Source organism: Pseudoduganella chitinolytica (genome assembly GCF_029028125.1).
In the GTDB taxonomy this organism is placed as follows: Bacteria; Pseudomonadota; Gammaproteobacteria; order Burkholderiales; family Burkholderiaceae_D; genus Rugamonas; species Rugamonas chitinolytica.
The window spans coordinates 1,835,618-1,853,124 of the sequence record NZ_CP119083.1 but is presented as its reverse complement, the minus strand read 5'-3'; the positions used below and the strand labels follow the sequence as shown (position 1 = coordinate 1,853,124).

The window sequence follows — 17,507 nt, the reverse complement described above, 5'->3', positions numbered from 1 at the left end:
ATGGGAGCTCATCATGCACGACATCGACCGCACCACCCTGGAATATGGCCAGGAAACCGGCTTTGAAATGGAACAGTACGAGTTCGGCCAGGGCGAATGGTCCGGCGAGGGCGGCGGCCTGCTGTCCGAAGCGGACGAAATGGAACTGGCCAACGAACTGCTGGCCGTCACCAACGAACAGGAACTGGACCAGTTCCTCAGCACCTTCCTGAAGAAGGCCGCCTCGGTGGCCGGCAACGCGATCCGTTCACCGATCGGCCAGGCCGTCGGCGGCGTACTGAAGGGCGTGGCCAAGAAGGCGATCCCGCTGGCCGGCGGCGCCATCGGCGGCTACTTCGGCGGTCCGCTGGGCGCCAAGATCGGCAGCGGGCTGGCCTCGGCCGCCGGCAGCGCGCTGGGCCTGGAGGCGGAGGGCGAACTGTCCGGCGAGGACCGTGAGTTCGAGGGCGCCAAGACGTTCGTGCGGCTGGCCGCCGACACCGTCAACAAGGCCGGCCAGGCCCGCGGCGGCGATCCGCGCCAGATCGCCCAGCAAGCCGCGACGGCGGCGGCAAAGCAGTTCGCTCCCGGCCTGCTGGGCCAGGGTGGCAAGGCGGGCAATGGCTTTGGCGCCGGACAGGGCGGCCAGGGTCGCCAGGGCGGCCCCGGCACGGGCGGCATGGGCGGCATGGGTGGTGCCGGCGGCGCCAACGGCGGGCGCAGCGGACGCTGGATCCGCCAGGGCCGCAAGATCGTGCTGTACGGCGCCTGACGATCATGCGCCCGTATGCCGCCTGGCTGCTGGCCCAGGAAGCGCGCTCGTTGCTGAACCGCGTGGACCGCATGCAGCCCTTCGCGCTGATCGAGCCGATGGTGCCCGCAGCGGCGCTGCCGGACGCCGCCCAGGGCGCGATCGAGCGTCACCTGACCCTGGGCCGGCGCACCCTGCGCGCGCTGGTGCGGCAGTTCCTGTCCTGGTTGCAGGGACCGGGCGGACGGCGCGCCAGCGCGGCGCAGGCGCAGCGCCGCTTCACCATCGTACGGCTGCAGTTCAATGCCGCGCTGACGCAGTTCGACCTGTTCATCGACGTGGTCACGCAGCGCAGCGAGCATGGCAACGGGGTCTGGCTGGCGGGGCTGGACGTGGTATCGGCCGACGCGCTGCGCCTGCCCGGCCGCTACTTCGACGCGCCGCCGCTGGTGTGCTACCTGGACCGGGGACCCGGCGCGGCGATCCGCCGCGCCCGTACGCGGCTGCCGGGTGGCGGCGAGAACCCCGTCGCCATCATCCGCGTGCCGCGCGAACGGATGATCGGCAGCAGCATCGCCTCGTCGCTGGTGCACGAGGTGGGCCACCAGGGCGCCGCGCTGCTGGACCTGGTGGCGTCGCTGCGGCCGGTGCTGCAGGCGCTGCAGCATGGCGGCAGCGGCCCGCCCCATGTGTGGCGGTTGTGGGAACGCTGGATTTCCGAAGTGGTGGCCGACTTCTGGTCGCTGGCACGGGTTGGCGTGGTGGCGACACTGGGCCTGATCGGTGTGCTCAGCCTGCCGCGGGTGTTCGTGTTCCGCCTCAACGGCGACGATCCCCATCCGGTCCCGTGGCTGCGCGTGAAGCTCAGTTGCGCGCTGGGGCGGCTCCTGTATCCGCATCCCCAATGGACGCGCATCGAGGACACGTGGGACGCGTTCTATCCGACGGATGGCCTGGCGGCACCGGAGCGGCGGCTGCTGCAGGAACTGACGGCCAGCCTGCCGGCGGTGGCCGGGCTGCTGGCCAATCACCGGCCGCGCGCGCTGCGCGGCGCCTCGCTGGCGGAAGCGATGGCGGTGCGCGAGCGCCAGCCGGCCGTGCTGGCGCGCCTGTTCCGCTGGTGGCATGCGGCGCCGCAGCGCATGTACGACAGCGCGCCGTCGCTGGTGCTGGCCGTGATCGGCCAGGCCAGGGCCGACGGCCTGCTGGCACCGGAAGACGAAAGCGTGCTGCTGGAACGGCTGCTGACGCAGTGGGCCATGCGCAGCGCGCTGCAGGCAGGCAGCAGGCAGCGGCAGCGATTGACAGCGTAGTGCAATAACCTTTTAGGAGAGCGACATGAGTACCAGGAAAATGGCCAGGGCAAGCGCGGCCGGCCCCGCGCAGCAGCATGGAACGATCAAGGTCACGGTGCGCGACCGGAGCAGCGGCACGCCGCTGGTCGGCGCCACGCTGCGGCTGTATCACGGCAGGGATGCCCAGGGCATCCTGCTGCAGACGTCGGGCGAGGCGCATCTGGTGAACTGGGAGCCGACCCTGCACGAGGAACTGAAGGTGGACCGGACGGGTGCCCACGGCATCGTCTCGTTCACGAACCTGGAGCCGGGCGTCCACTTCGTGTTGTTCGACCACGTCACGCCGTTCGCCGACAACCGGCCGGTCGTCGGCCAGGTCAAGGTCGACCAGGGCGGCCAGCACGAGCTTTTCATGGACCTCGACATCGATCCGGAGATGCAGCTCTCGTTCGAGCCGCCCGGCCAGAGCCAGCGCACCGACGGCGCCTTCGTGGGCAATCGCGCCATCGTCGACGTGGTGTTCCGCGGCATGGACAAGGCGCTCGGCACCGAGGTCGTGCTGGAAGTGGACGAGCTCTGGCAGCCGCGCAGCGGCCAGGCCTATTCGGCCGCGCAGATGATCCGGAAGCCCGGCCGCTACCGCTTCGGCGCCGACCTGGTGTTCGCCCGCCGCGCCGGCGGCGTGGTGTCCACGCCAGGGATCATCGCGGCGTCCAGCGTTGCCGGCGACGGCGCCCGGCTGGCGTTGTCGTCGTCGTTCGACGCCGAGGAGCGCACGCCGCAGCCGGTGTCCGGCAACATCGGCGTCTCGCTGTCGCGCACCGAGACGGAGCCGACCGAGGACCTGGCGCTGTGGACGCTGATCCGCAACAGCACGGAAGCGCTGTCGTTCAACAACTACATGGACTTTCTCGACCAGCTGTTCTGCACCCCCCAGGGCGACAGCGCCGCGGTACCGTTCGAGCGGGCCCGCTTCGGCGCCAAGACGGCCGCTTACCACAACCTGAAGGCCCGCCGCGCGCTGCCGTTCACGGACTCGGAAGCCTACCGCGTGCTGAAGGCCGCGACGGAAGCGTTCGTGATGGTCAACTGCGGCGTGCTGCGCTCGCCGTATGCGTTCGACCCCGTCAACGACAACGCCTACCTGGACCGGCGCGACATTCCCGCCAACGGCAGCCTGGAAGACACGCTGGTGCAGGACTACCTGGAATCGGTGGGCGGCACCAAGATGCTGCCGTACCTGGCGGTGATCCGGCGCAAGCTGCCGGACGTACCGGTGCTGGTGCCGAACCAGAACGAGGAGGCCGAACTGTGCTTCGGCATCATCCAGGACCGCCTGACGAACCCCTGCATGATCGAGTTGATCTGGAACTACTGGCAGGAGGAGGGCATGCTGGTGCAGACGATGAACGTCATCACGCAGCGCTTCCAGAACCTGCGCGGCCCCGGCGTCAACGACCCGCTGGCGAACACGGAAATCGACATGCTGCGCCCGCTGAACAACCTGCTGTGGGGCTACACGCAGGACGAACAGCACCGCCTGACGGTGATGCGCCGCAACCACGAGTACCTGCACCTGTACGGCATGCGGCTGGACGGCAAGGCGGTCAGGAACACGCAGCCGGCCGACAGCCGCTCGAAGTTCCTGGAAGCGTTCCACCACCTGCTGCGGCTGCTGACGCAGTTCTACAAGCAGGACGACGACACCACCGTCAAGGCCGACGCCTTCCCGATCCTGAACGCACTCAAGGAAGTGCACCTGATCCTGTCGCAGGGTGCCCACAACCAGTATGGCGACCTGCCGTCCACTGCCCGCATCGAGATGCTGATGCAGCAATGGCTGCTGGCGCGGCCGGAGTTCCGCGAGTTCCTGCCCACCCGCGTGATGGTGGCCTATCCCGAGCCGTGGATGGACCGCGTCGACGCGATGAAGAAGCTGCAGATGTGGAGCGATACCAGCGTGATGCACTTCCGTAACCTGGCGATCTTCGGCGAGCAGCTGCTGCTGTCGATCCGCTTCGGCCACTGGAGCGACGTGTACGAGGCAACGCAGGCGTTCAACTGGGCGCGCTACTGGCGCCCGCAGGCGCAGGGCTATATCCATGCCTACCGCGCCGCGACGGGGGTCGACCTGTCGGTCGATTCGGGCAATCCGGCCGGCGAGGCAACGCTGCCCTCCGTGCTGCTGCGCCAGCGCCTCGCGCAGCAGCAGCGCAGCGCGTGAGCGCCGCTGCCACGGGTCCGCTCGACTTCACCAGCGCGCTGTACCTGGGATTGCGCCACCCGGGTTGTGCGCTGGACGGCTGGGATGCGCTCACGCTGGGCAAGCCGGCGGCCTTGCAGGACGTGCCGGGCGCGCGCGAGGTGGCGGCCGCGCTGGCACGGCTGCAGGGCTGCGCGGCCGCCACCTTGCTGCCGTCCACGCTGCACCTGTTCTGGGACCTGTTCGGCATGCTGGGGCGCGAACGCTTTGCCTTGCTGGTGGACGGCGCCGCGTATCCGGTGGCCCGCTGGGGCGCCGAACGGGCCACCGGCCTGGGGCTGCCGCTGCGCACCTTCGGCCATGGCGACGTGGCCGGGCTGGAACGGCTGGCGCTGGCCTGGCACGACAGCGGCCGGCGGCCCCTGATCCTGGCCGACGGCTACAGCCCCGGCGCGGCGCAGGCGCCGCCGCTGGCGGCCTATGCGGCAGTGGCGCAGCGCCATGGCGGCCTGCTGCTGCTGGACGACACGCAGGCATTGGGCCTGCTGGGCCGGCACGGCGGCGGTTCGGCGCGGCGCCATGGCATCGCCGGCATGCCGGTGCTGGTCGGGGCATCGCTGGCGAAGGCATTCGGCGTGCCGCTGGCCGTGCTGGCCGGCGGCGCGGCCTGGGTCCGGCGCTTCGAGCGCGTCAGCGACACGCGGCTGCATGCCAGCCCGCCGTCGCAAGCGGTGGTGGCGGCGGCGCGGCGCGCGCTGCGCATCAACGCGGTCTGCGGCGATGCATTGCGCCGTACGCTGGCGCAGCGGGTGGCGCAGTTTCGCGCCGCGGCACAGGGGGCCGGCTTGCCGTGCGATGGCGGGGCGTTTCCGGTGCAGTCGGTAACGCTGCCAGCAGGCGCCGACCTGGCGGCCGCCCATGCGGCGTTGTGCCATGCCGGGGTGCTGGCGCTGCCGCAATACCGGGCAGGGCGGGCGCGGCTGACGTTCCTGCTGCGCGCCGACCACGCGCCGACCGACGTCGCCAGGGCGGCGCAAGTGCTGGCAAGGGTGGTGACGAGGGCAAAGGTACATGAGCTGAAAGAGCTGAGGGAGCTGACATGAACGACTACGAAGGCGAGCAATTCGAGACCCTGCCGTTTGGCGGGCAGGATGAATGGGGCGGCGCGGCCGAGCTGGAGGAAGAGCGCGGACGCGCGGGCGGCGGGCGGGGCGGACGGGGCGGAATGCGCCCGGGCGGCGGGCGCGGTGGCGGCCGTGTCGTCGGACGGCCTGGCAAGCCGCGGCCGCCAGCGAGGCCGCCCACCAGGCCACCGTCACGGCCGCCGCGGCCGCCGGGTCCGTACTGGGGACCGGCCTATGGCGGCTGGCCGGTCGGCGTGATGGTCAGCGATCCGGGCCGCTGGGGCGCGCCGGCGCCGGAAGACCCCTGGGAGCCACCGCAGGACGGGCCGCCGTTCGACACCGTCGACCTGCCGCCCGCCGGCGACGACGACGTGGCGCCGCAGGACGAGATCCCGCCAAAGCTGTCGACCGTGCTGACGACGCATGCGCCCGGGATCGTGTTCCGCGACGTGGGCACGCTGGCCGCGTTCCGCAAGGCCGGGAAGGTGACGGGCGCCGGGATCTACATCATCGTCTTCCGCAAGGGCGGCAAGCCGATGGCCTACGTGGGCGAGACGGACGACCTGCAGGAGCGCGTGCGCAAGCACATGCTGGGCGGCGCCGTGCTGGGGGTCTCGCTGCGCAATTACCGCCTGTTCGTGGCCCAGCCGGCCGTGACGCCGACGCAGCGGCGCGTCATCGAGAAGGCGATCAACACGCAGATGCTGCTGCCGCACAACCGGGGCGAGACCACCAACCAGGTCGCCGAATTCGAGCTTCAGCCATGACGGACAAGGGGGCACGGCGCCCCATCACGCAACGAGGAGAACATCATGCATGCGAAACAATGCTGCTGCGGCCAGTGCCGCACGAGTGGCGAGACATTCGAAATCCTGCCTTTCCAACAGCAGGAGGGGCGCTGGGCGGCCGCAGGGCCGTTCAACGAAGCGGAGGAACTGGAGCTGACGATGGAACTGCTGTCGGTGTCGAACGAGGCGGAGCTGGACCAGTTCATCGGCAGCGTCTTCAAGGGCGCATTGAAAGGCCTCAAGCGGGTCGGCTCGGCCATCGGCAAGGTCGCCAAGCCCCTGGGCGGGGTATTGAAGGGAATCGCCAAGACGGCGTTGCCGTTCGTCGGCGGCGCGCTCGGTTCGATGATTCCGATTCCCGGCGTGGGCACGATGATCGGGCGCGCGGCCGGCACGGCGCTGTCCAAGGCGCTCGAGATGGAATTCGAGGGCATGGACATGGAGGAGCAGGAGTTCGAGATGGCACGCCGCTTCGTGCGCATCGCCGGCAGCGCGGCGCAGCAGGCGGCGGACGGCGGCTCGCCCCAGGAAGCGGTGCTGCAGGCCTTGCGCCAGCACGCGCCCGCCATCGAACTGCCGGCGCGGGCGTGAGCCATGATCATCGACAGTCACTGCCATGCGGGGCCCGGCGACGGCCTGACCGGGCCGTGGGACAGCAACCTCGCGCTGGGCCGCTACCGCCGCCGCGCGCTGGCGGCCGGCATCGAGCGCAGCGTGCTGCTGGCCGCGTTCCACTCGGACTACGCGGCGGCCAACGAGTCCCTGGCCGCCATCGTCGCCGCGCATCCGGAGCGCTACTTCGGCTTCGCGTTCGTGCATGCGGCGCGCGACCGCGGCCGCATCCATGCGATGGTGCGGGTGGCGGTGGAGCGCTACGGCTTCGTCGGCATCAAGGTGCACCGCCACGACGCACCCATCAGCGCCGAGATCTGCGAGGCGGCCCGCGCGTTCGGCCTGCCCGTGCTGTACGACCCGATGGGCGAGGTGCACGTGGCCGAACTGCTGGCGGCGCAGTACCCGGACGTGAACTTCATCCTGCCGCACCTGGGCAGCTTCGCCGACCAGTGGCAGGCGCAGCTCGCGCTGATCGACCACCTGGTGCGGCATCCGAACATCCACACGGACAGCTCGGGCATCCGCCGCTTCGACCTGCTGGCCGAAGCCGTGCGCCGTGCCGGTGCGCACAAGGTGCTGTTCGGCTCGGACGGGCCATGGCTGCACCCGGGGCTGGAGCTGCACAAGATCCGGCTGCTGCGCCTGCCGGCGGCGGATGAGGCGTTGATCTTGGGTGGAAACTTGCTACGGCTGATTGGCTAAGACAAAGCGCGCGATCCGGGGACACGGACGATGAGCAAGACAAGCGCTGCAGCAAGTCTAGACCGCCTCGGTCGTCAAGCAGGGTACTGCGCAACACAAAGCTCCACAACAGCGGCCGGTGCCTTGTGCAACAAGGAGTATGCCTCGATGTCGCCGGCGGGATTGGACCAATCTTGATCGTATGAGTCAACTTCAAGCACGCTTCCCACGGCACTTGCCATGCCTCGAACGCCATCGATGTGTTCTGTAGCACATCGATCGTCTCACCCCGATCACCTTCCTCTCGACGTCGCGGCGGGCCTCGTCAACGTGACTTTGGGCGCGCCACTACGTGCAACAGTTCCCCCACGCCGCATCCAACGCTATCGGGATAGCCTAGCTCCCGCGACGGTCTATGGCGAGAAGTGTCACAACCAGCATATGAAATGTGAATTACAGCAATGTAACGATATTTGCAATGAGGAATATTAGAAGGTTGCATCGAAGGAAACATATGTATAATATTTGACAAGTCGTGTTGCAATTTCGACAGCGCGGACGGAAATACTCTACATATCGAGCGTTGCGCGTATCTGTAGAGTGGCTGCCCGTTACGTCGAAGTTAGGCCGACCTGAATCGCCACATAGAAAATTGTGGTTAATATTTTTGAAATTGCACTATAGATGCAAGAGTTATCTCTGGAGCAAATGAAGTTGGTATCTGGTGGTGTAGATATCCCAAAAGTTACGATTGACGGCGGCCGTGGAGGGAGCTGGGGCGGTATCGCTTCAACTTCCGTCAGCTTTGGCAGCTATTCTGGCCCGTCAATTGGTGGTGGCGGCGGTGTCGGAACCATCGTCAAGAAGGGCGTTGAGATTGCAGCTACAGTGATCGCTGAAAAGATCGTAGAAGCAGTAGTGGAGAAGGCTACCGAGAAGCCAGATCCCACCAAAGCAGCTCAAGAAGCTGAAGCAGCCCGAGCTCAAGCGCGCGCTGCAGCTGCGGAGCAAGCACGGCAGGATGCTCTGGAACGTGCTGCCGACGAGGCGCTCATGCGTGCGGCCGAGAAAAACCATGCACGAGCTAGAGCTAGCAGCAAGTAACATGGCTAGCGCGCCGTTCTAGTGCGGCGTGTCGAAGCGTTGAGGAGCGCGGCTGCGTGAATACGCGCCGCGCTTCGTATTTATAACAGGTAAAGTAATTGTCAAAAAATAGAAATTTGTTCCGTGAGGAGGTTTACAGGGAAGGTTCCACGCGGAATCAAGGCACCATTACGCTGATATACCCGATTTCCAATTATGCGCTGCTTATGGGCGCGCTCGCTCTGGTAGCAATATTCATTTTTTGTTTATTGACGGTGCAGTATGCACGCCACAGTGATACTGTGGGTGTATTGGAACCTGCTGGTGGTGTAGTAAAGATATTTGCTCCTCAAACTGGTGTCCTGAGGAGCAGCCATGTCGCGGAAGGGCAATCAGTCAAAAAAGGCCAGGTGCTTTTTGTATTTGGATCCGATAGCTCGGGCGCGGCAGGGCAAAACGTTGCCTTGACTCTTGAGGCTGGCTTAGTAAAACAGATCGCCGAGCTTCGTGGAGAGCTGGATACGACATCCAAACTGAATTTGCTAAGGGCTTCGGCGCTCGATCAAAATTTAGCAGCCCTGATGAAAGAGCGGAAGATACTAGAAACGGAAATAAGTATTCGTTCGGATCTTGTGCAATCTTCACAACAAACGGCAGCTCGATTCGAACAACTGCTCACGTCGGGATTTGCGTCGGACATTCTGGTTCGCCAAAAAAGAGAGGAAGTTCTCAACCACCGGAGTAACCTGCAGTCAACACGGAAGATGGTCGCAAACAACGAGGCAGAAACAAATCGGATGACTCTGGAAAGAGCAAATGCAGTACTGAATGCTACCCTTGCTGAAACGCAAATTCGCCGGTCCATTGAAAAAGCCGAAGCCGAACTACGCCTGCATCAATTTCAAGGTCAATGGTCTATCGTTGCTCCGTGCGATGGCGTAGTTTCGTCGATAATCCTGGCAAAAAACCAGACCGCATATTCGGGTCTTCCACTTGCGACGGTATTGCCAGCAAACAATGAATTAAAGGCTCAGTTGTATGCTACCAGCCGCGTACTGGGATTTGTCAAAGTAGGCCAACGGGTAGTCATGAAGCTTGACGCCTATCCCTACCAGAAATTTGGGATTCTCCAAGGTACAGTAACATCGATTGCTGAAAGTCCGACGCCACCGTCAGAATTATTTGCAGGGAATCGTTTGCAAGCAAGCAACCTGACCGGAGAGGCATTATATACCATTCGCGTGGCGCTAGATAAAACCTATATCAACGCGTACGGGAAGGAACAGAAACTTCTCGCCGGCATGCAGCTATCTGCCAGGATTGAGCTCGATACCCGGTATTTATTTGAGTGGATATTGGCACCGTTATATAGTATGCGAAATAAATAGGGGAGATCGTTATTATGCTGAATTTTCAATTTAAAAAGGCGGTCCCGGTAATACTTCAGGCAGAAGCTTCCGAATGTGCGCTCGCCTGTGTGGCAATGGTGACGTCATATTATGGCTTCCATACCAATCTTACTGAACTGAGGAAATCATTTTCCATTTCGCTGAAAGGCGTCGCCCTTGACCGAGTGGTTTCCATTGTGGATCAGTTGGGGATGTCATCTAGAGCCGTTAAGGCTGACTTAGATGAATTGCCTCAACTTCGGCTGCCAGCCATTCTTCATTGGAATCGCAATCACTTTGTAGTACTGACATCTATCAGTAAGGCAGGCGCGAAGATTATCGACCCAGCCATTGGCCCGATCCGGCTCAGCATTTCGCAGGTTTCTGAACACTACACCGGCATTGCCTTGGAACTGACTCCGGGGCTGGATTTCCGACGGAAAGTGGCACCCGGACAGATCGCGATTCGCCCATTGATCGGACGGGTAGTTGGTCTGAAGCGTGGCGTGTTGCAAATGGCTGGCCTCGCGATCGTAATGGAAATTTTCGCGCTATTACCGCCAATGATGACTCAATGGATCACTGATGAGGCACTCATTTCTGGAAATGCTGGGTTGCTCTCGACTCTGTGCATCGGCATGGCGCTGATCCCTATCATAAACGCGACCATCTCTGCTGTGAGGACCTGGACAGCCATATACATTAGTACAAATTTTAACATGCAATGGGCCGCTAATGTGATGGGGCACATGCTAAAGCTACCAATCGAGTACTTCGAGCGCAGGCATATAGGCGATATTGTCTCCAGGTTTCAGGCGATAAAGACGATCGAAAACACGATTACCCACACGTCGATTGACGCAATCCTTGATGGGGTTCTCGTTGTGGGGATGCTGGCGATGATGTTCGTTTACAACAAAAATCTCACCTTGGTCTCGCTTGGAGCAGTCTTAGTTTATATTGTATTCCGTTGGATAAGATATGATGCCGAAAAAAATGCAGAGACCGGTGTTGTGGCGAAGGTTGCTGCTGAGCAGAGCTATTTCCTCGAGTCCATTCGCGGCGTCCGCAGCATAAAAATGCTGAATCGTCAACGTGAGCGCCGTGACGGGTGGGTCCAGCATTCAGTAGAAGCATTAAATGCCAGACTAATATTGCAGAAAATGAGTCTGCTCTTCATGACGTGCTGGGCGTACATTTCGGCATTGGAGAAGGCGCTAATATTCTGGCTCGGCGCTAGTGCTGTCATCGAAAAATCGATGTCTCTGGGAATGTTATTCGCGTTTATTAGCTACAAAGATCAGTTCACGCTCAGAGCGAACAACCTGATCAATTGCTTCGTCGAATTTAAGATGCTTTCTGTCTCTACAGAAAGGCTCGCAGACATCGTTCTGACGGAGAAAGAGAAAGAGGGAGGGCGCTGTACTGTTCCGGAGGATTTGACACTGGAAATCAGAAACCTGTCGTTCCGCTACGCTCCAGGCGAACCTAACGTAGTTAATATTGAGTATCTCAAGATCGCGCCTGGTGAGTGTTTGGCGATTACTGGCGCTTCCGGGTGTGGCAAGACGACACTGCTAAAAATCATGCAGGGAATAATTCGACCTGATATTGGTGACTTAACACTGGGAGGCGTGCCTGTCGAGAAAATCGGCGTCGAAAGCTATAGAGAGACTTTTGCGACAGTTATGCAGGACGACCACCTTTTTGCCGGGTCGATATATGATAATATCTGCTTCTTCGACTCAAGCGCGTCTGTTGACTGGGTTGAAGAGTGTGCCAAGGCAGCCAATATTCATGATGAGATCGGGAAGATGACGATGGGCTACCATACGCTGGTGGGAGACATGGGTACGGTCCTGTCGGGGGGGCAAAAGCAGCGAATTCTGCTTGCACGAGCGCTGTTTAGAAAACCGAAAATTTTGTTTCTCGACGAAGCTACGAGTCATCTGGATGGTGATAATGAGAATGCGATCTGTTCTGCTATTGCGGAACTGGGCATCACCAGGGTAATGGTGGCACATCGTCCCCAAACCATCTCAATGGCCAATAGAGTGATTCTCTTAGACAAGGGGAGCGTGATTCGTGATAGTCACGAGGTGTTCGAAAGAACGTCACGCAATGAGTAATCTGTATCTGATTCTATCAATGTATTCTAATTACCCGGTTCTCTGATGATATTCAAGAAGCACGCCGCCGCTAGTATCGGTTTCTTAGCTGTCATTACTCTTCTATGCCCAGTCCCATCTGGACGTTTCGATGCTGGTCGTGATCCTGTGGAAAGGGTTTCGGAGCACGAGGCAAGCCTCTCTGAAGCCAAATTTTATGGAAAAGGGCTTCAATTAGGGCAGCGCTCCAAAGCTCATACGATTACTGCGCTCACCCAATTTGAAGCAAGTGTCAAGGTACTATATGGAGATCTAATCGACGACCTGGCTGATCTTGATGATCAGCCGTCTTCCAGGCTCTGGCGCGAGATCTACTTGCGGTACGCGGTGCAATCGGCAGGCGACGCCATGCTTGACGCCGAAAGAGCTTTCCTAGAATCGATCGGCCTACGAACTTCGGCACCGGCGCCCGCGTTCCTGGGTAGGTACTCCTTTTCGTCCACAGAAGCGGCGTTTCTTCATTCCAGGGAGTTCATGGGACTGCTGGCCGGCGTAGCGGCGTCGGTGGACAGTTACGTCCTACCGAGGATCCAGAACAGGACCGTGAAGGGCTTGCCAGACCTCTTCTTCCCCAGCCTTTGTTTCGCCAGGGTTGAGAGAAGGGAGAAGTCGTACAAATCTGCGGATGTGTCGTCTTTTCTTGGCGCGAATCCGTTTCGAAACTTGGCAATCGACAGTCTGTTCGATCGAAAATATGCCGGTGGGCCGCGGACAATACTGACGGATTCTCGGCTGTACTCGATGGACGGAGCGCGCCAGTCATGCGGTCTTGATGGGGAAGTTGACGTAAGAAGCGGGCTGCCGACAATCGTCCTGTTTTCCGACGACATCGCGGAGGTTGCTTATGTAAAAAAGCGTCCAGAGTTGGCGCCTGCGCTCCGCAACGAAACGGAAGTGCATGAAGTCTTGCATACCATCGCCAGGAATTCGTGCGCCGGGCTCGGAACGCGCGAAGTCACTGTCGGCAACGTAGTCTACTCGCGTAGACGCATCAACGAAGCGCTGGCAACGATCGGCACGATTGCCGTGATGGCGTCCACGGATAATAAATTTACCTATGTCACGCTGTTCAATCAGCTGATTCTTGCGGGAACATATCACTATGCACTGACTTTCGAGCTCTTCTATAAAGAACTTTTTTCCAGTATAGCTAAAACGCGGTTCGACAAGTTAAAGCGCGCAGCTGACTCGGGGAAGCCCCTGAGGGCCTCGGATGTGCCACCGTATATGAAGCTGTCTGAACGCCCTGCGTTAGCGGACCTTGGAGCACTGTCGATTGATGGGCGGAGCCGGTTTGTGTCAGTACCATACACCTATTCCCACCTCTCTCTGCAGTTCGATCCATTGGCTGAGGTGAGCAATGCGGAAGTCCTGCTGGCGGCAGAACGCGCATTGACCGCCATCCGTGACGTACAGCTGTCGTTGTGCGGTAATTGAAGCTTTTTCGACGTTCATTTCAGCGCTGCGCGCGCGTTGTAGCACGCTGTTGCGACTGCCGGCGGCGCAGAATACTCTGCTCACTGGCGGTAACGTAGCGAGCGGGGCTGTGCGCATTCAGCCATGTGCTGGTTACGGGGGCCATGCGCAAGGATCTGCTGGTCCGGTGGGATAGCATCCACGTGCGTTATGACGTGCCGCATTTCAGGAGGTCGTTGCGATTGGCGTGATGCCGTTCGTCCCTGTTCAAGGCTGGCTGGCCAGACAGCGGCAAGACGGAACGCACCAGGCCCTGGAACGCGGGCAGTGGGGGCACGGAGCCGACCGAAGGGCTGGCCCCCACGGAGATCAACGAGGTACCACCTCCTGCCACGGGCGCCGCTTCGCGGCTCGCGCCATGCGGATCGGCGCCCGTACGAGAAGCTTATTGTGTACGCCTCGGCCAGTACTTCGCGTAAGGCGACTTGCGGATCTGCTCCGCCACCGCATCGAGGTCGCCGTAGTTGTTGAACCACGTCGTGTACATGATGCCGTCGATCTTCAAGGAGGCCGGCGGGTCGAGCTCCTTCTCCTTTTCGTAGGCCGCGGTCAGCGCGTTCAGCCAGGCGGTCGTGGTGTCCTTCTTCTCGTAGTACAGGGCGATCACCTGCGGATAGTGGCGGAAGTACAGCAGCGAGTCGCGCCGCTTGGTCTGCGCCGCATCAGTCAACTGTTCGCCCCCGGTCCAGTTGACGATGACGGTATCCGGATGCAGGTCGATGCTGTCGTTGCCCGTCTTGAAGCTCGTGGCGGCGCCCGTCTTCAGCAGGCTGCCGTTGACCTGGTGGTAGCGGGCGATGGCGTTCATGTTCGGGTCGAACATGTCGTTCCACGTCAACGTTTCGACACCGGCGTTCTCCAGCGGGTTCTGCACGCTGCGCACCATGTGGCCCAGGTAGTCGCCGGCCGACTTGCGGCTGCAGCGGCTGTCGTTCTGCTCCCAGTTCAGCACGGGGATCTCGTCGTAGTACATGAAGTACTTCTTCGGGCTGCCGGTGACGGCGCTGGCGCTCTGGTTGTTGAACAGCGGCGCGATCGCGTTGACGTAGTAGTTTTCCTGCACGTTGTAGAAGTCGCCGGCGTCGCAGGCAACCGCCGCCACGCCCTTGAACATGTGCTTGGGCGACTGGCGCCAGGCGACCTTCAGGTCCGCATTCGCCATGTCCTTGTTGTGGATGGTCAGCTTGTCGCCGGCGACGGCGTAATCGCCGGACGTCAGGACCTTGCCGTCGCTGGTCCGGGTCACCACATAGTCGCCCGGCACGCGCTCGACCGGGTGGGTGATGCCGATTTCCTCGAGCTTGACGTCGTCGATCCATACGGTATTGGCGCCTTCGATCGCGCCGTACATGCCGAAGTACGCATACGCCTCGGTGAAGTTGCCGCTGTTGAACTGGACGTTGTACTGCTGCCAGGTTGGTCGGCCGGCGGCGGCTTCCTTCGCCTGGGCGGCGAACAGCGTCGAATTGCCTTCCTTGTTCCAGTCGCCGGTCGTCGTCGAACCCCAGCCCAGGGCCTGGCTCGCGTGCCGGTACAGCGGTGCGACCGGCTGGCTATCCGACGTCTGGATGAAGAACTGAAGTTTTTCCGGCGCCGTCATCGCCCCCGGCTTCAGCCAGAACGACACCTGGTAAGCGGTGTGCGGCTTGAGCGTCAGCTTGCGGTACAGGCGGCTGGCAGCCCAGTCTTTTCCCGCCGGCAGTGCCTGCCAGCTTTGCATCCGCATCGACCGGGCACTGTCATGGCCGACCGTCGGATCGATCTCCACACCCGCCTGATAGGTAGCATTGAATGCGTCGACAGCCCAGCCGGATGCATTCAGTTCGAATCCGGCCGCCTCGGGAAACACGTTCCTGCCTGCGTTGACGACGCTGGCGACCCCCGCTACCGCCTTGTAGGGCGTGGTGGTCGGGAAGGCTTCCTGCAGCTCGGGGCGCAGCAGGCTGACCAGCTCCGGGTGGCCACCGATGGGCACCACTTCCAGGCCCGCCGCGTTGGCATTGCCGATCGCCAGCTTGATGCGATCGCTGATCGCTTTCTTGCGCTCGACGGAAGTAGCCGGGTTTACCAGTTGCACGTAGCCGCCGTCGCCGCCCAGGTTCAGCGCGACGCCGTTGAAGCCGGCCGCCTTGATCTTCGGCAGCAGGGCGTTGAAGCTCTCGAACGGCGTCAGGCCGGCCGCGTCGCGTTCCGTGACCATCAGGTTGCCGCCCCAGTACACCCAGCGCTTCTTGAAGCAGGTGGCTTCGCACTCTTGGGCGGCCACGCTGCCGGCCCACAACGCCAGCACGCCGGCAACGGCGCCAGCAACTACTTTGTTGAAAGTAATGTTGACTCCTGGTTATTTTTTCGGAGTGGGCATGATAGCAAAAAAATAATAAGAAAGGATGACTGCGCAGTCATTCCCGGCCGGCCGCCTGTTCCTCTCGTGCTGCCTTGCGCCGGATCTGCAGGGCCCGGTCCGTGACGCCCAGCCGTTGGGCGGCCCGTTGGTTGTTGTCGCCTTCCTGTTCCAGCACCACGCGGATCGCCAGGTCGGCCGCGGCCTGGCCCAGCCGCGCCAGGCCGACGCCACGATCGACGGCATGGCGGATGGCGTCGCAGAACGGCTGGTCGGGCCAGGCCGGCGCGCCGTGCAGCCGCTCGTCCGGCGGCACGTCGCCGATCGTCAGCGGGCCCGGTCCGGCATGGCGGTACCAGATGCGCGCGACCGTCTGGCGCAGGTCGCGCACATTGCCCCTGTATTCCCGCGCCAGCAGGTACTCGCGCACGGCCGGGTCGAGCGGGCGGCCCTGGCCCTTGGGGTCGAGCTGGCGCAGGAAGTGCTCGACCAGCGGCAGGATGTCGCTCCTGCGCTCGCGCAGCGGCGGCGGCCGGCAACGCCACGCGGCGATGCGGTAGTACAGGTCGGCGCGGAAGGTACCGGCCGCGACATCCGCTTCCAGGTCCCGGTTGGTCGCGCACACGAGCCGGAAATGACTGGGATTCCAGATATTGCTGCCCACGCGCTTGTATTTATGCTCCTGGATCACGCGCAGCAGTTGCGCCTGCAGGGGCAGCGGCAGTTCGCCCACTTCGTCCAGGAACAGGATGCCGCCGTCGGCCATCGCGAAGGCGCCGTCGCGCGCGTTGGTGGCGCCCGTGAACGCGCCCCGTTCGTGGCCGAACAGTTCGGAGCCGGCCAGTTCCGGCGACAGGGTAGTGCAGTCGAGCACCGTCAGCTCGCCGGTGGTGCCGGACAGCTTGTGGATCAATTGTGCGATCAGGTCCTTGCCGGTGCCCGTCTCGCCTGTGATCAGCACGGGCGACTGCGTGAATGCGGAGACCTCGACGACACTGTGCACGAGCGCGCGCCACACGGGGCTGTCGCCGACGAGCCAGCCCTGCACGGCAGTGGACGCCATCAGCCGCTGCACGGCATCCCAGCGCTGCAGCCGCGCGACGATCTGCTGGGCGCACAGCTCGGCGGAGCTGAATGGCAGCAGGTCGGTCGCGCCTGCTTCCAGCATGCCCCACATGGCATCGGGCGCCAGCGGCTCGGGCGCGCAGTCGACGGCCAGCACGGCCGCCTGGCCGGCCAGCGCCTGCACCGCCTGGAGCCGGTCGCTGGCGCCGCCGCAGCCGCCGCACAGCAGCACGCCGAAGCCGCGCGCCGGCTCGGCCTGGACGGCGATGCCCGCGGCGTCGAGGGCGTCACGCAGCAGCGGTTCGGTACCGGCGGCGGGCGTGCCCAAGGTCTGCATCCAGATCGACAGCGCCATCGCCACCTCCCGCACGAACGCACCGGCCAGGCCCTTTGCAACCGGACCCTGTCGTTCAATATAGCAGCGCAGGCACGTGAACAGATGTAATCATTGGCACCTGGCGGGTCGCGAATTTGTCGCCAAACGTATCGCGACAGTCCACGCTACCGCGCGATCCCCACGGTTCTATCGTGGCTCTGCCACCACGCCCAA

13 protein-coding genes are annotated in these 17,507 nt (G+C 62.7%); 11 read left to right on the top strand and 2 right to left on the bottom strand.

The annotated features are described in order from the left end of the window. Positions 1-13: 13 nt before the first annotated feature. The 11 genes from PX653_RS08070 to PX653_RS08020 all read left to right on the top strand — a co-directional run bounded on the left by PX653_RS08070 (position 14) and on the right by PX653_RS08020 (position 13,512). Positions 14-751: a hypothetical protein gene (locus tag PX653_RS08070; protein ID WP_277417376.1), complete on the top strand. Its 738-nt coding sequence runs from the start codon at positions 14-16 to the stop codon at positions 749-751. Between the two features lie 5 nt (positions 752-756). Further along, entirely contained in the window at positions 757-2,043 is a 1,287-nt protein-coding gene (locus PX653_RS08065) for a hypothetical protein (RefSeq protein WP_277417375.1), read from the top strand. A gap of 25 nt (positions 2,044-2,068) precedes the next feature. Next, the gene (locus PX653_RS08060; protein WP_277417374.1) at positions 2,069-4,249 is read left to right on the top strand and encodes an MSCRAMM family protein; all 2,181 of its coding nucleotides are present in this window, start codon (positions 2,069-2,071) and stop codon (positions 4,247-4,249) included. After that, positions 4,246-5,331: an aminotransferase class I/II-fold pyridoxal phosphate-dependent enzyme gene (locus PX653_RS08055; protein ID WP_277417373.1), complete on the top strand. Its 1,086-nt coding sequence runs from the start codon at positions 4,246-4,248 to the stop codon at positions 5,329-5,331. The genes PX653_RS08060 and PX653_RS08055 overlap by 4 nt, the downstream gene beginning before the upstream one ends. Continuing rightward, positions 5,328-6,119, top strand: coding sequence for a GIY-YIG nuclease family protein (locus PX653_RS08050; protein ID WP_277417372.1), 792 nt, complete (start codon positions 5,328-5,330; stop codon positions 6,117-6,119). The genes PX653_RS08055 and PX653_RS08050 overlap by 4 nt, the downstream gene beginning before the upstream one ends. A 45-nt stretch (positions 6,120-6,164) precedes the next feature. Next, positions 6,165-6,731, top strand: coding sequence for a hypothetical protein (locus tag PX653_RS08045; RefSeq protein ID WP_277417371.1), 567 nt, complete (start codon positions 6,165-6,167; stop codon positions 6,729-6,731). Between the two features lie 3 nt (positions 6,732-6,734). Beyond that, positions 6,735-7,457 carry an amidohydrolase family protein gene (locus tag PX653_RS08040; protein ID WP_277417370.1) on the top strand — a complete coding sequence of 241 codons (723 nt, stop codon included), beginning with the start codon at positions 6,735-6,737 and terminating at the stop codon, positions 7,455-7,457. A 663-nt stretch (positions 7,458-8,120) separates the two neighbouring features. Further along, a complete protein-coding gene (locus tag PX653_RS08035; protein ID WP_277417369.1) occupies positions 8,121-8,540 on the top strand; it encodes a hypothetical protein in 420 nt (139 codons plus the stop codon). 206 nt (positions 8,541-8,746) lie between these two features. Next, positions 8,747-9,907, top strand: coding sequence for an HlyD family secretion protein (locus PX653_RS08030; protein WP_277417368.1), 1,161 nt, complete (start codon positions 8,747-8,749; stop codon positions 9,905-9,907). A 14-nt stretch (positions 9,908-9,921) separates the two neighbouring features. Next, entirely contained in the window at positions 9,922-12,036 is a 2,115-nt protein-coding gene (locus tag PX653_RS08025; protein ID WP_277417367.1) for a peptidase domain-containing ABC transporter, read from the top strand. A 45-nt stretch (positions 12,037-12,081) separates the two neighbouring features. Beyond that, positions 12,082-13,512 carry a hypothetical protein gene (locus PX653_RS08020; protein WP_277417366.1) on the top strand — a complete coding sequence of 477 codons (1,431 nt, stop codon included), beginning with the start codon at positions 12,082-12,084 and terminating at the stop codon, positions 13,510-13,512. 424 nt (positions 13,513-13,936) lie between these two features. Here the strand turns inward: PX653_RS08020 and PX653_RS08015 are convergent, their stop codons facing one another. Continuing rightward, a complete protein-coding gene (locus PX653_RS08015) occupies positions 13,937-15,841 on the bottom strand; it encodes a hypothetical protein (protein WP_277417365.1) in 1,905 nt (634 codons plus the stop codon). 109 nt (positions 15,842-15,950) lie between these two features. Continuing rightward, positions 15,951-17,312, bottom strand: coding sequence for a sigma-54-dependent transcriptional regulator (locus PX653_RS08010; RefSeq protein ID WP_277417364.1), 1,362 nt, complete (start codon positions 17,310-17,312; stop codon positions 15,951-15,953). Between the last annotated feature and the right edge of the window lie 195 nt (positions 17,313-17,507).

Excerpts from the sequence above, each read along its gene's own strand:
- PX653_RS08070 (WP_277417376.1), top strand. The coding sequence starts at position 14 with ATGCACGACATCGACCGCACCACCCTGGAATATGGCCAGGAAACCGGC.
- PX653_RS08065 (WP_277417375.1), top strand. The coding sequence starts at position 757 with ATGCGCCCGTATGCCGCCTGGCTGCTGGCCCAGGAAGCGCGCTCGTTG.
- PX653_RS08060 (WP_277417374.1), top strand. The coding sequence starts at position 2,069 with ATGAGTACCAGGAAAATGGCCAGGGCAAGCGCGGCCGGCCCCGCGCAG.
- PX653_RS08050 (WP_277417372.1), top strand. The coding sequence starts at position 5,328 with ATGAACGACTACGAAGGCGAGCAATTCGAGACCCTGCCGTTTGGCGGG.
- PX653_RS08045 (WP_277417371.1), top strand. The coding sequence starts at position 6,165 with ATGCATGCGAAACAATGCTGCTGCGGCCAGTGCCGCACGAGTGGCGAG.
- PX653_RS08040 (WP_277417370.1), top strand. The coding sequence starts at position 6,735 with ATGATCATCGACAGTCACTGCCATGCGGGGCCCGGCGACGGCCTGACC.
- PX653_RS08035 (WP_277417369.1), top strand. The coding sequence starts at position 8,121 with ATGCAAGAGTTATCTCTGGAGCAAATGAAGTTGGTATCTGGTGGTGTA.
- PX653_RS08030 (WP_277417368.1), top strand. The coding sequence starts at position 8,747 with ATGGGCGCGCTCGCTCTGGTAGCAATATTCATTTTTTGTTTATTGACG.
- PX653_RS08025 (WP_277417367.1), top strand. The coding sequence starts at position 9,922 with ATGCTGAATTTTCAATTTAAAAAGGCGGTCCCGGTAATACTTCAGGCA.
- PX653_RS08020 (WP_277417366.1), top strand. The coding sequence starts at position 12,082 with ATGATATTCAAGAAGCACGCCGCCGCTAGTATCGGTTTCTTAGCTGTC.
- PX653_RS08010 (WP_277417364.1), bottom strand. The coding sequence starts at position 17,312 with ATGGCGCTGTCGATCTGGATGCAGACCTTGGGCACGCCCGCCGCCGGT.